The 13814-nt window shown below is 67.1% G+C and carries 14 protein-coding genes; 3 read left to right on the top strand and 11 right to left on the bottom strand.

The window, feature by feature from the left end; genetic code table 11:
- Position 1 precedes the first annotated feature (1 nt).
- Positions 2-1897 (bottom strand): MORN repeat-containing protein, encoded by a 1896-nt coding sequence (locus C1O66_RS11820; protein WP_165794574.1) that lies wholly within the window; start codon positions 1895-1897, stop codon positions 2-4.
- 65 nt (positions 1898-1962) lie between these two features.
- Positions 1963-3297 carry a hypothetical protein gene (locus C1O66_RS23905; protein WP_165794573.1) on the bottom strand — a complete coding sequence of 445 codons (1335 nt, stop codon included), beginning with the start codon at positions 3295-3297 and terminating at the stop codon, positions 1963-1965.
- Positions 3298-3511: 214 nt separating this feature from the next.
- Here C1O66_RS23905 and C1O66_RS11805 point away from each other — a divergent pair, with 214 nt between their 5' ends.
- Complete coding sequence (locus C1O66_RS11805) at positions 3512-4375, top strand: alpha/beta hydrolase (protein ID WP_102768054.1); 864 nt, start codon at positions 3512-3514, stop codon at positions 4373-4375.
- A gap of 50 nt (positions 4376-4425) precedes the next feature.
- Here the strand turns inward: C1O66_RS11805 and C1O66_RS11800 are convergent, their stop codons facing one another.
- The 4 genes from C1O66_RS11800 to C1O66_RS11785 form a co-directional block, all read right to left on the bottom strand.
- Complete coding sequence (locus tag C1O66_RS11800; protein ID WP_207795941.1) at positions 4426-5424, bottom strand: AraC family transcriptional regulator; 999 nt, start codon at positions 5422-5424, stop codon at positions 4426-4428.
- Between the two features lie 14 nt (positions 5425-5438).
- Positions 5439-6086 (bottom strand): UPF0149 family protein, encoded by a 648-nt coding sequence (locus tag C1O66_RS11795; RefSeq protein ID WP_102768053.1) that lies wholly within the window; start codon positions 6084-6086, stop codon positions 5439-5441.
- A 59-nt stretch (positions 6087-6145) separates the two neighbouring features.
- On the bottom strand, positions 6146-6373 hold the full coding sequence (locus tag C1O66_RS11790) for a hypothetical protein (protein WP_102768052.1): 228 nt from the start codon (positions 6371-6373) through the stop codon (positions 6146-6148).
- A gap of 85 nt (positions 6374-6458) precedes the next feature.
- A complete protein-coding gene (locus C1O66_RS11785) occupies positions 6459-7385 on the bottom strand; it encodes a DUF808 domain-containing protein (protein WP_102768051.1) in 927 nt (308 codons plus the stop codon).
- A 108-nt stretch (positions 7386-7493) separates the two neighbouring features.
- Between C1O66_RS11785 and C1O66_RS11780 the strand changes: the two genes are divergently transcribed.
- A complete protein-coding gene (locus tag C1O66_RS11780; protein WP_102768050.1) occupies positions 7494-8000 on the top strand; it encodes a thioredoxin family protein in 507 nt (168 codons plus the stop codon).
- Positions 8001-8136: 136 nt separating this feature from the next.
- Positions 8137-9078: an REP-associated tyrosine transposase gene (locus tag C1O66_RS11775; RefSeq protein ID WP_102768049.1), complete on the top strand. Its 942-nt coding sequence runs from the start codon at positions 8137-8139 to the stop codon at positions 9076-9078.
- 163 nt (positions 9079-9241) lie between these two features.
- Here C1O66_RS11775 and C1O66_RS11770 read toward each other — a convergent pair whose 3' ends face one another.
- The 5 genes from C1O66_RS11770 to ttcA all read right to left on the bottom strand — a co-directional run bounded on the left by C1O66_RS11770 (position 9242) and on the right by ttcA (position 13720).
- Positions 9242-9781, bottom strand: coding sequence for an SRPBCC family protein (locus C1O66_RS11770; protein WP_102768048.1), 540 nt, complete (start codon positions 9779-9781; stop codon positions 9242-9244).
- A 125-nt stretch (positions 9782-9906) separates the two neighbouring features.
- Positions 9907-10377, bottom strand: a complete 471-nt coding sequence (locus tag C1O66_RS11765; RefSeq protein WP_102768047.1) for a hypothetical protein — start codon at positions 10375-10377, stop codon at positions 9907-9909.
- A gap of 139 nt (positions 10378-10516) precedes the next feature.
- Positions 10517-11908, bottom strand: a complete 1392-nt coding sequence (gene glmU, locus C1O66_RS11760) for a bifunctional UDP-N-acetylglucosamine diphosphorylase/glucosamine-1-phosphate N-acetyltransferase GlmU (RefSeq protein ID WP_102768046.1) — start codon at positions 11906-11908, stop codon at positions 10517-10519.
- Positions 11909-12027: 119 nt separating this feature from the next.
- Positions 12028-12651, bottom strand: a complete 624-nt coding sequence (locus C1O66_RS11755; RefSeq protein WP_102768045.1) for a DUF4136 domain-containing protein — start codon at positions 12649-12651, stop codon at positions 12028-12030.
- Positions 12652-12736: 85 nt separating this feature from the next.
- A complete protein-coding gene (gene ttcA / locus C1O66_RS11750) occupies positions 12737-13720 on the bottom strand; it encodes a tRNA 2-thiocytidine(32) synthetase TtcA (protein ID WP_394341037.1) in 984 nt (327 codons plus the stop codon).
- Between the last annotated feature and the right edge of the window lie 94 nt (positions 13721-13814).

The raw sequence follows: 13814 nt of genomic DNA, 5'->3' as shown, positions 1-13814 counted from the left end.
CTCATTCCTTGCGGTGCAAGGTGCCTTCTTCGGTGCGTTCGTCGGCCTGGAACAGGCCTTCCCAGCGGTCGCCCGTGGGCCAGTGGAAAACGCCCTGGCCATGCTTGACACCGCCGACCCAGGCGCCGACGTAGCGCTCGCCGCTCTTCCAGAAATAGCTGCCCTGGCCCTGCGGCTTGCCGAGATGGAACTCGCCTTCGTAGCGGTCGCCCGAGGCCAGCTCCATGCGCCCCTGGCCATGGGGCTGACCGGCCTGGATGCTGCCCTCGTAGCGGTTGCCGTTGGCATAGCGCAGCACGCCGCGGCCCTGCGGTTCGGCGCGCACATAGTCGCCCTCGTACTGCTGGCCATTGGCCCAGCGGTACTGGCCCTTGCCATGCGGCAGGCCCTGGCTGATCTGGCCTTTGTAGACATCGCCGCTGGCAAAGCTCAGCTGGCCCACGCCCTCGGGGCTGCCGTCGACCACGCTGCCCTCGTACTGATTGCCGTTGGCAAAGCTGAGCTTTCCCTGGCCGGTGGCCTTGTCGGCCACCCAGTCGCCGACATAGCGCTGGCCGTTGGCCCAGATGAATTCGCCCTTGCCCTGGCGCACGCTGCGCACCAGGCTGCCGATGTAGACGTCTCCGTTGGACCATTCGACCCGGCCATTGCCGCTGACCACCTGGCCCTCTTCGCGCACGAACTGTCCCTTGTAGCGGGTGTCACCGGCGCGGATGTCCATCTCCTGCGGCGCTGGCTTGGCTGCCTCGGGGGCATTGCGGCCGGGCGCAGCCTCGGTACTCGGGCTGCTGACGGCGTTCTTCACCGCACCGAGGGCGCCGCTGATGACGGCGCCCAGGCCGCCTGTGCTGGCCTCGCTGCTGGCGGCCGCCGTCGTTGCGGCCGTCGTGGCGGCTGCTGTTCCTGCGGCGCCTGCAGCACCCGCCACCTTGTTCGCACCCTGGGCGGGTGTGGCCGGGGCGGCCGCAACGGCGCTGGGCCGCGGCGCGGGCGGCTTGGGCAGCACGGACTGGAAATTGTCCGGCAGGGCCACGGCCGTCCAGGGCGTGCCGCGTTCGCGTGCCAGGGTCTGGATGAAGGCATTGGCGTTGTCCAGGGCCGCGTCCTTGCACAGGGTGGTGGCGCGGCGCCAGGCGGTTTCCGCGATCAGGGACTGAGCCTGGCGCTCGGTCACCGGCAAGCCGGGCGCTGCGGTGCGGAACTTCTGCGTGAACTCGCGCGCTTTCTCGAAGATGGGCGCGCAGTACTCGGCGTTGTGGGCGTCGATCTCGGTCTGCTCGCGGCGGCGCTGGGCGATCTGCTGCTGGCTGCCGGTGCAATGCTCGGCGGCCAGGTCCCACATGGTCTCGGCCTTGCTGTAGAGCGAGGCGGCATCGGCAAAGCGGCGTTCGCCAAAGGCCTTGGCCGCCAGTTCCTGCAGCGAGGCCGCATCGTGGTGCGAGAGCTCGCATTGCGAGCCGGCCGCCAGGCGCTCGGCCACCGCAGCGCGCTGGCGCTCGTTGTCGCTGAGGGCGCGCTGGGCGCGCTCCTGGGCCCGGCCGTTGCAGCCCAGGGCGGCCTGGGTCCAGAGCGAGATGGCCTCTTCATAGGCCTTGGCCAGGTCTTCCAGCGCCTTGTTTTGGGCTTGCGCCGTGGCGGCGCGCAAATCGCTGCTCATGGCCTTGGCAGTCAGGGCCGAGCAACTGGGCGGCGGTGGCGCCGGAGGAAGGGCATCGCTTGCCGCCGAGGCAGCGCTGGCGGCTGGAGCCGCGCCGGCCGGCGCGCCCACGACCGGCGCCGAAGCGGCGGCCACGGCCGGTGCTGGCGTTGGGGCTGGCGCTGGCGCTGGCGCAAGCGCTTGAGCCAGGCAGGTGGCGCTGCACCAGGGCAGCATGGCCAGGCCGATGAGACGACGCACATCACCGGCGCGCAAGCGCGCGAGAGCGCGAGGGGGGAAACCGAGGGGCTGCGGCAAAGGATGCGTCATTTTTTGGCGGGGCCGGAGGCCATGGGCATGTCCAGCATGGCGTCGATCAGACCGCGTGCGAAGCGGCCTTGGTTCATGTCTTCAGGGCCCGAAAAGGAAAAAGCGGCGGGCGCCGAGGCGAGCGGCATGGCGCCGATCTCAAACAGCAGTTCCTCGGGCTTGAAGCCGTTGAGGATGGCTTGCACCTCGTAGCCCAGGCCTTTGGCGTCGGCCAGTTTGCTGAGCGCGTCAAGACGTTCGGCGTCGAAGGCAAAGGCATTGCTGGTGAAGCTGTTCTCGATCAGCTTTTGATGCAGGCGAAAGCCGCCCAGGGGGTTGCCGCCGAGCTTGGCCACGCGTTCGAACGCCCAGGCGTCGGCGCGATCAAAGACCGTGGCGCCCACGCGTGCCACGCCGGACAGCGAGCCTCGGTTGGCGGCCGCCGCCTGCAGGGCATTGACCACCTGCTGCCGGGTCAGTTTTTCGGCGGCATCGGTCAGCCCTTCGCGCAACTTCTGCGCCGCCAGACTCTTGCCTTGCTCGATCAGCTGTTGTTTGAGCACTTCGGTCACCACGTTCTGCGCCGCGTTCTTGGCGGCAGTCACGGCAGCTTCGGCCGCCATCGCCGCCCCCTTCAAACCCGAGGCCAGGGTGACCAGGTTGTAAAGCGTGCCGACGATCTTGCTGCCGTAGTGAAAGGTCTTCATGCGCGCGCCGCCCTCTTCGGACAGGCCCTGCGTCCACAGCACGGCCCAGAGCGCCTCGTCTTCGGTCAGCTGCACCTTGGGCACTTCCAACGAATGCATGCTGAGCAGCCAGTGGTAATCCTGCACCTCGGGCGTGCTGGGCGGGGCAAAGCGCGTGTAGCCGCGGCAGACCTCGAACGGTGTGATCACATGCTGTTTGCCGGTGGACAGCACCACGGAAAAGGGCTGGCCGCGGTCGCGAATCTCGGCCAGGCCGTTGAGCATCTGTTCGGTGTCCTCGGTTCTGAGGCTGGCCAGCACCACCACCTTGTCACCCAGTTGCAAGGGCGAACCGGGCGCCACGGCCACCACGGTCAGGCGCTCGTCCACATTGAGGGCGCGCACCCAGGCCACGCGGTCGTTCTCGGCCCAGCCGTTGCTGGTGGCCAGGGCGAAGGGCAGCTCCCATTGCTTGTCGCAGTCGGGGTCCTTGAGGGCGGCGCTGCGGGCGATGGCCGGGCGCACCGCTTGCTCGCCGGCACCAAAGGCGCGGATATTGCCGAGCAAGGTCTCATTGACCGGGCGACCATCATCCACGGTGTACTTGGGCGCCGACGCGCAGGCCGTCAGCAGCAGACAGATGAGCAGAGACAGCAGATTTCTCATCGCATCAAATCCGGGTCAAGGAGTAACAAAAGTTTGCAGTGTAGGGGGCCGAGCTGGCGTCAGAATCAGGGCCGCCCTGCCCTTGAGCCATTGTTCATCGGCCTTGGGGCGCGGACGGCATGCTCGCCGAGTTTGATGACGCTTCCCAGGTAGTTTTACCGCCCCGGGCAAGCCCTGGGGTGGCCTGCGTGGGGCCCTGCCTACACTGGGCCGCATGCGAACTCTGAGAACCGATGATGGCATCCCCCTGCACTGGCGGCAGTGGAGCAAGCTGGGCCTGGAGCCAGCCCGTGGCACCGTGCTGTTGGTCCATGGTCTGGGAGAGCATGTGGGGCGCTACGAAACTCTGGCGGCCAAGCTCAACCACTGGGGTTGGCATGTGGCCGGTTATGACCAGCGCGGTCATGGAGCTTCCGGCGGCCCGCGTGGCGATGTGCCCGATGCCGAAAGGCTGCTGCAAGACCTGGGCTTGGTGATCGACGAGCTGCGCGCCGATCGGCAACTGGGCCGCGGTCCCTTGATCCTGTTGGGACACAGCATGGGTGGCCTGGTGGCGGCGAGATTCGTCGCTGGAGGCCTTGCGGCCAGCAGCGGCGGTCAGCTGCCCATGTGGTTCCGCCCGGTGGATGCCCTGGTGCTTTCTTCGCCCGCCTTGGATCCGGGCATGTCGGCTTTCCAGCGCCTGCAACTGCTGCTGGGCGAGACCCTGGTGCCGCATCTGGCCGTGGGCAATGGGCTCAAGACCCGCTGGATTTCCCGCGATGCCGTCGTCGTGCAGGCCTATGTCGACGACCCGCTGGTGCACGACCGCCTGACGCCCACCTTGGCTCGCATGATTGTCGATGCCGGTGAATTGGTGCGTCAGCACGCCGCCGATTGGGTGGTGCCCACTTTGCTGCTCTGGGCTGGCAGCGACCGTTGCGTTGCGCCCTCCGGCAGCGCCGAGTTTGCGGCCGCGGCCCCGCCCGCCATCCTGCGCGCCCAATGCTTTGGCCCGCTTTTTCACGAGATCTTCAACGAACCTGAGCGTGAACAGGTATTCGCGGCTCTGGAGTCGTGGCTGAGCGGCCGCTTCTGAGTTGCAGACGCCCGGCGCGCGGCTGACGGCCGGGCCTCAATCCGCCGGTTTCAGGCCGCCTTCACAGGCAGGCACAGTTCGCAGCTGAAAACGCCGGTGCTGGGGTCGTACTCGGCGCCGGGCGGGTAGCGTTCAAACACGGGGCGCCCGTCAATTTGCAGGCCGCTGCCGGGCAGCCATGCGCGCAGAAGTTCGGTCCAGGCGTGGCTGAACTCAGCCAGGGTGCCGCGGAACTGGGCCACGGCATAACGTCCGCCGGGCAGGTTCTGGATGCTGGCCGGGCTGCGCGGCACAAAGTCGGCGTCGACTTCGACGCAGGCGTCGTAGCGGCATTTGTCGGCCTTTGTGACGTGCGGGTCGTCATGGCCGATGCCGTAGCAGGTTCGGCCGATCAGACCCTGCGCCTGCTGCCAGGGCAGCACGGTGTTCATCCAGAACTGGTGCACGCCGAGGCCGTAAGGGCCGATGTGACGCAAATAGGCAACCCGGCTTGCGGGCAGTTGTTGGAGACGGACTTGCATGGTGCTCTCTGAAGTGAAACAAGAAGAGCCTGAATCATCTTCAGCATGCGCTGTGTCGGCCTGATCGAGATTGCGCTCCCACTGATCCAGATTGCTCTGCAGCGCCGCGGGCGGTCGATGACGGCGCGTCTGTTTCTCTCTGGAGGATGCCAGGTCGCGCGCCCAGCGCTGCGGGCTGTCCTGGCGCCAGGCGGTGGGCGTTTGGCCGAAGCGCAGCTTGAAGGCGCGTGCAAACGCTTCGCTGGAGCCAAAGCCCACGGCCAGGGCGACTTCCAGCACCGAGCGCGGCTCGGGCTGGGCCAGCATCAGGGCGGCCACGTCGAGGCGGCGGCGGCGCAGGTAGTCGCCCAGGGTTTCGCCCATCCAGGCCGCGAACACGCGGTGGAAATGAAAGGGCGAGAAGTGCATGCGCTCGGCCAGGCTGCTCAGGTCCAGCGTTTGGTCGAGGTGTCGGTCGATGTGATCGAGCAGCGCGTTCATGCGCTGGGCGTGGCGCAGCCGGTGAGCGGCGCTGGAGTCGCTGGGCATGCCGAAGCGGTGGTTCAGCCCTGGCGGGCCTTGCGCAGTTCCCAGAGCTTGAGCACGTTGTCGAGCACGGCGCGGCTCAGTTCGTCCTTGTGCTTCAGGTCGGCCAGCTGGGCGCGCTGGGCCTCGCTGAGCGTGGACTCGTCGCCCCCGAGCAGGGCGATGGGCTCCAGCAGCGGGCCACTGACCGCATCCTCGAACAGCGGTGCCCAGGATTCCGGCGCCAGGTCTACCGCGGTCAGGAAGCCGATGGCCCATTCCTCGGCATCGACCAGATCACCGTCCTCGTCTTCTGCGACGCTGAAGATGGGCTCCCACAGTTCGGGCTTGGCATTGAGCTGCCATTCGATCGACTGCAGATGGCGCAGCACCAGCAGGGTCACGCGCTTGCGCTGCTTGCCGCTGACGAAAGGGTAGTTCTCGGATTTGCTGCCGGCTTCGAGGTCATCCCCGTCGCCGCCCCAAACGGTAGGCAGCCACGCGGCGCCGGGCAGATCGGCCAGGCGCTGCGGGCTCAGCAGCAGGCCGGCCAGATAGCCGTCGAGTGCTTCGATGTTCATCGCCGCCTCGACCGGCAACTTGATCAGCATGTCGTCCAGCGTGGACAGCTCCTCGTCGTTGAGGGGCAGGTGGTCGGACTGAGGCTTGTATTGGGGATATTCCATGGCGCGATTGTCGCTGCTTCGGCTGCGCTGCGGCAGCCGGCTTCAGTGCGGGCCTGGAATCAGAAGCGGCTGCGCGCCTTCTTGCTGTCGAACTCCAGCAACTGGGCTTTGAGCAGGGCCATGAGCACGCGAGCATTGGCCTCGGTCAGGGTCAGGATGGTGCTGGGCTCGATGCCTTCGACCGGGGCCTTGGGGCTCACCAGGGCGTCGACCTTGAGCAGCATCTGGCCGTGGATGTTGTTGGAGGCGGCCTTGAATTTCTGAATTTCGATGGTGTACGTCTTCATGGGGTCGAATCCTAACCGGCGGGGCGGAAGCTGGATGATGCCAGCCTCGTACCCGCTGCGCGACCCGTGCGGTCGAGGCCGGCGATCAAGCCTGGTTTTGGGCGCTGAAGGCGGCGCGCAGCCGCGTCACGACCGTCACCCCGGCCAGGCACAGCGCACCGGCCGCCAGGCCCACCGCACCATCGAACAACAAGGGGCCCAGCCAGGACAGGGCTCCCAGGCTCTGCGCCAGGGCTTCTCCGGCATGGTGCAGTGCGGGCAGGCCGTGGCTGAGAATGCCGCCGCCGACCAGGAACATGGCCACCGTGCCGGCCAGCGCCAGGCTTTTCATGAGCCATGGGGCGGCCGAGAGCAGCATGCGGCCCACGCTTTGCTGGAAGGCACCCGGCCGGCGGCTCAGGTAGAGGCCCGCGTCATCGATCTTGACGATGCCCGCGACGAGACCGTAGACCCCGGCCGTCATGGCCAGGGCAATGCCGCTGAGCACCAACACCTGTGTGCTGAAGCTGGTACCGGCCACGGTGCCCAGGGTGATGGCGATGATTTCGGCCGAGAGGATGAAATCGGTCCGGATCGCCCCCTTGATCTTGTCGCGCTCGAAAGCCATCAGGTCCTGGTCCGGGTTCAGGGCGGCTTCGCTCAGTGCCTGGTGCTCCGCCTCCACCTCGGCGGCGCTGTGCAGGAATTTGTGAGCGAGCTTCTCGAAGCCCTCGAAGCAGAGGTAGGCGCCCCCCAGCATCAGCAGCGGCGTCACCGCCCAGGGCGCCCAGGCGCTGATGGCCAGGGCGGCCGGCACCAGGATGGCCTTGTTCAAGAAAGATCCCTTGGCCACGGCCCAGACCACGGGCAGTTCGCGTTCGGCCGAGACGCCGGCCACCTGCTGGGCGTTCAGCGCCAGGTCGTCGCCGAGCACGCCGGTGGTCTTCTTGGCCGCCACCTTGGACAGCAGGGCCACGTCGTCGAGGATGGTGGCGATGTCATCGATCAGTGCCAAAAGGCTGGAAGCGGCCATGGGTGCAAAGTTGCCTTGTGTTGGGTTGGGTGCAGATACGGCGAGGCCGCTTTGTACCGCATTTGCCGTGGCACACTGCGCCCTTTTCTAGCACAGGGATTGCCCACCATGAAAAAGACCGCCTTCGCCCTCGGCCTCTTGAGCAGCCTGATGTTTGCCTCGGCCGCCCATGCCCAAGCTGTGGCGCCTGCGGCCACGGCGCCAGCGCCCACCGTGGCCAAGCTGGTTTACAACGAGCTGGCCGATGCCCGCGCCGAGTTGAACCAGGCCCTGGCTGCCGCGCAGGCCCAGCGCAAGAACGTGCTGGTGGTGTTCGGCGCCAACTGGTGCGGCGACTGCCTGGCCCTGGACCGCAAGATGAGCGCCGGCAGCCTGTCCGAGCATGTGGGCAAGCGCCTGGTGGTGCTCAAGGTCAACGTCGGCCGCTTCGATCGCAATGTCGATCTGGCGGCGCAGATCGGCGTGTCGCTCAAGAAGGGCATCCCGGCCGTGGCCGTGCTGGCCAACGACGGCAGCGTGGTCAAGGCCACCAATGGCGGTGAGTTGGCTGATGCCCGCAATATGGGCGATGAGGCCGTGCTCAAGGTGCTGGAAGGCCTGCACAGCAAGACCTGACCCCGGCGCCTGCCGGGCGGTGGCGCGTGAGTCCGGTGGGCTGTTTTCGAAGCCAGCTCACTGGCCTGTCACTGGCTTGGGGGTCAAGCCTTGCCTGCCACCTTGTCTTTTGCACCATGCTCACCTAAGTTGATGCATGGCACGTCCCCCCCGCATCGAGCTCGCTGGCGCTGTGTACCACCTCAGCTCACGCTGCGATGCTGGCGTGCGCGCCTTCGAAGATGACGCCGACCGCCGCAGCCTGCTGGCGCTGATCGCGCAGACCATGCAGCGTTTTGATGCCCAGGTGCTGGCCTACTGCCTGCTGCCCGATCACTTCCATCTGCTGCTGTTCACCCGCCAGGCCAATCTCTCGCGCCTGATGCGCCATCTCAACGGCGTCTACACCCAGTATCACAACCGCCGTCATGGCAGCGAAGGGCCGCTGTTCCATGGCCGCTTCAAGGGCGTGCTGGTCGATCGCGAGGCGCATCTGCTGGACGCCTGTCGCTACGTCGAACTCAACCCCTTGCGCCTGGGCCTGGTTCGCGAGCTGGCCGACTGGCCCTGGTCCAGCTACCGGGCCCATGTGGGCATGGAGCCGGCACCGGCCTGGCTCGACGCCGATGGCCTGTATGCCTATGTGCTGGGCCGCGAGCTGCGCGGCGCCCTGGACCGCCGCCGCGCGGCCGACCGCTATGCTCAGCTGCTGGCCAGCGAGCCCGATCTGGCCTTGTGGCCGGGGCGCTTGCGGCAGCAGATCTTTCTCGGCGATGCAGCCTTTGTGAAGCGCATGCGGGCCGCGGTTCGTGCCGCCGATCAGGCTGAGCGGGTCCACCAAGCTCGCGCCAAGCCTGCGTCCCAGGGGCGGGCTGATCCAGCGGCTCGACTTCCATCCACTGCGCGCTCGAGAGCCGCCACCACGGATCGGCCGCCCTGGGCCGAGGTGCTGGCGCACAGCGGCTCGCGCGAGCAAGCGCTCTACCGCGCTCACACCGAGGCCGGCTGGAGCATGAGCGCCTTAGCGGCCGAGCTGGGCTTGTCGGTCTCGCGCGTCAGCCGTTTGATTTCAGGCGTGGAGCGCGGGCTGCTGTCGTGACGGTCGCGTGGCGGCTTCCGCGCCTGATCAGACTATCCCCGCCTGCTGTGGATAAGTTCGTGGGCAAGCTGCCCATAGCCCTGCCAAGTGATTGATCTGTCAGGCGTTTCCTTGGTCTGCTTCATTTTTGAGCATGGTGCATGACGGCCGTCCGGCCGCGCGCTCAAGCGCCGGAACCGCGTTCAGCCACCTGCTTCAGCCGCGCCAGGCCGGCCTCGAAATCGGGGCCCACCATGCCATCGGCGAACAAGGCCAACCAGTGGAACAAGGGGTTCTTGCCCATATCGCCGTCCATGGTCCAGATCAGCTCGGTGCCGCCGTTGCGAGCCTGCAGGCGCAGCTCGCCATATGAGGTAGTGCCGAAGTCGGGAAAGTAGAGCGCGTAGGCCACGCGCCGGCCGGGCTCGGCGGCCGTGAAGCTCATGGTGCCATCGCCCTCGGTCTTGCTTTTCCAGGCCCAGACCGCGCCGGCCCCGGATTCCGGGCCGCTGTACTCGATCTGCATGGCCGGGTCGCGCTGGTTCCAGACACTCCAGAGCTTCCATTGCCGCGGGCTGGCCACCAGGGCATAGACGGCGTCAGGGCTGGCCTGGATCTGCACGGTGCGGCTGACCTGGAACTTCGGCGACAGCAGCAAGCCGCCCAGCAGCAGGCCGGCCAGCAGCGCGATCAGGGCGAGCGCGATGAACTTCAGGGCTTTCATGGCAGAGGCTCCTTGGCAAGCCCGATGCGGGCGGAACGAAAAAGCAAAAGGGCGCGGCACGGAGGTGCGGCGCCCTTGCGGGGATTGTGGCGGTGCTCGCCTCAGTGGGTGACTCAGTGGATGACTCAGTGAGTGAGAGCCTGGCGAGGGGCCGCCAGCTCGGCATCGACCCAGGCTTCCTGGCTCAGTTCACGCGCGGCCGACAGCTGTTGGCAGAGCTCGAACACGCCCAGGTTGTCGGCGCCTTCCGCCTCGGGCATGGGGGCGCTGCTGATTTCGGCGGGCAGATCGGCCAGGGCGCCCAGCAACTGGAACAGCAGCTCCAGCGTGGGCTCGCCGTCGGCTTCCATCTGGCGGGCCAGACCGAGGCTGCGGCAGAGGTACCAGCAGGCGCTGGCGGCGTCATCGCATTTGGCCTGGTACAGGGCCTGGGTTTCCAGGGCTTCGGCACGCGCGTTCTGTTCTTCGCGCGCCTGGATCTCGTCCAGGGTCTGCCAGGAGCTGTCGATCAAGAATGCCTCTTCGCCGAGGGAACTGGCCGCGTCGGCCGAGTTGTCGGCCAGACGTCGTGCGGATGCTGCGAGATTGCGCGCCATGATGTGCCCTTTGAGACTGCTGAAGGAACCTGTTGCGAAATCCTAGGCGCTGGGCCCGGGCGGCGCGCCCCCGCAGACGGGGGTGAAGCGCCGGGCCAGGCTCAGCCTGCGTGCGATTATCACGCCCGCTCGGCCGATCTCAGCGTTTCTTGAGCGGCCGGCTCCAGCCGGCGATGGCCACCTGTTTGCCGCGCGCCACACTCAGCTCGCCGGCTGCCACCGGCTTGGTGATGGTGGAGCCGCCGCCGATGGTGGCGCCGGCACCGATCTCGACCGGCGCGATCAGCACGCAGTTGCTGCCCACATGCACATCGGCGCCGATCACGGTGCGGTGCTTGTTGGCCCCGTCGTAGTTGGCGGTGATGGAGCCGGCGCCGTAGTTGACGCGCTCGCCCACGGTGGCATCGCCGAGATAGGCCAGGTGGTTGGCCTTGGCGCCCTTGGCCAGGCTGGAGTTCTTGACCTCGACGAAATTGCCGATGTGGACCTCGTCACCGAGGTCGGCGCCGGGGCGCAGGCGGGCGAAGGGGCCGATCAGGGCGCCGGCGCCGACCTGGGCGCCGCCGGCCTTCTCGCCGTCGATGTGGGTGAACTCATGGATGCGGGTGCCGGCACCGATGCTGGCATTGCGGATCACGCAGTTGGCGCCGATGCGAACGTTGTCGCCCAGAACGACGGTGCCTTCGAACACGCAGTTGACGTCGATCTCCACGTCCTGGCCGCAGCTCAAGGTGCCACGCACATCGAAGCGGCGCGGGTCGGCCAGGCGCACGCCGGCTTCCAGCAGGGTTTCGGCCTGCTCGAGCTGGAAGCGGCGCTCCAGATCGGCCAGCTGCACCGGGCTGTTGACGCCCAGCACCTCGGTCTCGTTCGGTGCGGCAATGCCCAGCACCGGCACGCCCTCGGCCACGGCCATGGCGACGATGTCGGTCAGGTAGTACTCGCCCTGGGCGTTTTCGTTCTTCAACTGGCTGACCCAGCGTTTCAGCGCACCGGTGGGCGCGGCCATCATGCCGGTGTAGCCTTCTCGGATGGCACGCTGCTCAGCGCTCGCGTCCTTGTGCTCGACGATGGCCAGCACGTTGCCGTCCGCTTGGCCGCCCTGGCGCACGATACGGCCGTAGCCGGTCGGGTCGCTCAGGTGGATGGTCAGCAGCACCAGGGCCTTGCCATCACAGGCTTGGACCAGGGCTTGGGCGGTGGCCTGTTTGATCAGGGGCACATCGCCGTTCAGGATCAGGGTCGTGCCCTCGTCCTCGGGCAGGGCCGGCACGGCCTGCTGGATGGCGTGGCCGGTGCCCAGCTGGGGCATCTGGCGCACGAACTGCACGCCGGGGCCGGCGACGGCGGCTTCCACCGCCTCGGCACCATGGCCGGTGATGACCACATTGCGCTGGGCTTGCAGGCCCTGTGTCATGTCCAGCACATGGCGCAGCAAGGAGCGGCCGGCCAGCTTGTGCAAGACCTTGGGCAAGGCCGATTTCATGCGGGTGCCCTTGCCCGCGGCCATGATGACAATGTTCAGCGCCATGTGAATGCAAGCGGGGCGGTGACCGCCCCGTGAGGTTTCAGTGAAGCGCTGATTATCAGCCGGCCTGGATGACAGCCCGCTGCGGGCTTGCCATGAGTAGTCCGGCGGGGCGACCGTGCTCAGCGGATCGCTTGCACCACCACGCGGTGCGGCTCGGGCCGCACCTTGGGGAAGTCGCTCAGCGCAGCTTCGAACAAGGCGCCGGCCAGTTCGCTGGGACCCTGGGTCATGCCTTCATTGCTGGCGCGGGCTTCGTAAAGCGGCTCGGCGGTCCGGCGGTCACGCAGCAGCACGGCGACCGAGCGGTCGTAGCGGCGATCCAGCATGTCCGAGGGGTGGTAGAAGCCGATGCGGCCCAGGCCGCCGTAGCGCCAGTGGGCATAGCTGCCCTGCCAGCGCCACCACAGCGGGTCGTCCCAGGGCGCGCGCTCTTGCGGATCCACGCGCATGCCCAGGGACACCAACACATCGGCAGTCTTGGCGTCAGCGGCTTCGGTGAATCCGGCCTTCAGCAGAGCCGCGCGCGCTGCGGCTTCGATGCGGGCCTGGGCTTCGGCCACTGCGCCCGCCTGTGCTTGCGAGGGCAGTCGCTCGAACGCAAAGCTGCCGGGCTTGCGGCTCACGGGCCAGGTGCCGAAGCTGGAGACTTCGCTGCTGATGCTGTAGGGGCCGCTGCAGGCACTCAGGCCCAGCGCGGCCACGGCACCGAAGACAGCCAGAAGGGAACGACGAGGAATGTGCATGGCGGGCTCCTAACGTATTGTTCTGATGGCTTTGATTGTGAACCGAATCCAAGCCCGCTTTGTTGTCCTTGTGTTGTCGAAGGCTTTACGTTTCTTGACGGTGGATGCTGATCACCGAGGGGCTGGCGCTGGCTTGCGGCGTGCTGCAGGCCTCGTCCTCGTCGAAGGCGATGTCGCCATTGGCGTCGGGCTTGCCATCGGCCTTGATGGTCTGGAAGGGGAAGAGGTCCCGGTCCATCATGTGCGAGGGCACGATATTGCCCATGGCGGTGAACATGTTCTCGATGCGGCCCGGGTACTTCTTCTCCCACTCGTTGATCATGGCCTTGACCTGCACGCGCTGCAGGTTCTCCTGGCTGCCGCAGAGGTTGCAGGGAATGATGGGGAACTCGCGGTGCGCGGCCCAGCGCACCAGATCGGGCTCGGCCACATAGGCCAGGGGGCGGATCACCACATGCTCGCCCGAGTCGCTGACCAGCTTGGGCGGCATGCCCTTCATGCGGGCGCCGAAGAACATATTCAGCAGCAGGGTGACGATGATGTCGTCGCGGTGGTGGCCCAGGGCGATCTTGGTGGCACCCAGCTCGCTGGCCACCCGGTAGAGGTTGCCGCGGCGCAGGCGCGAGCACAGGCTGCAGGTGGTCTTGCCCTCGGGCACCAGGCGCTTGACGATGGAGTAGGTGTCCTGCTCCTCGATGTGGAAGGGAATGCCGCGCGACTTCAGGTACTCGGGCAGCACATGCTCGGGGAAACCGGGCTGCTTCTGGTCGAGGTTGACGGCGACGATGTCGAACTGGATCGGCGCGCGCTTCTGCATGTTCAGCAGGATGTCCAGCAGCGAGTAGCTGTCCTTGCCGCCGGACAGGCAGACCATGACCTTGTCGCCGTTCTCGATCATGTTGTAGTCGACGATGGCCTGGCCCACCTGGCGGTGCAGGCGCTTGGACAGCTTGTTGATCTCGCGCGAGACCTTCTTGTCCTGCGCCGCGCTTTCGTCGCTGGCCGGCGCCGCCGCTTCCAGCTGGCTGGGCAGATCGAGGTTCAGGGAGGGGGCGTCTTGGGTGTTCAGCATGATGGGGTCTGTCCTTGCTATCGCGGCAGTCTGTGTCATTGAGCGCCCCGCCAGGGGCTGCAAATCTTCGCGTGGCGCGCGTGGAGCCGGC

The sequence above is a fragment of the Paucibacter aquatile genome, assembly GCF_002885975.1.
Classification (GTDB): domain Bacteria; phylum Pseudomonadota; class Gammaproteobacteria; order Burkholderiales; family Burkholderiaceae_C; genus Paucibacter_A; species Paucibacter_A aquatilis.
The sequence above is the reverse complement of the archived record's forward strand: the minus strand, read 5'-3'. Positions and strand labels throughout refer to the sequence as shown.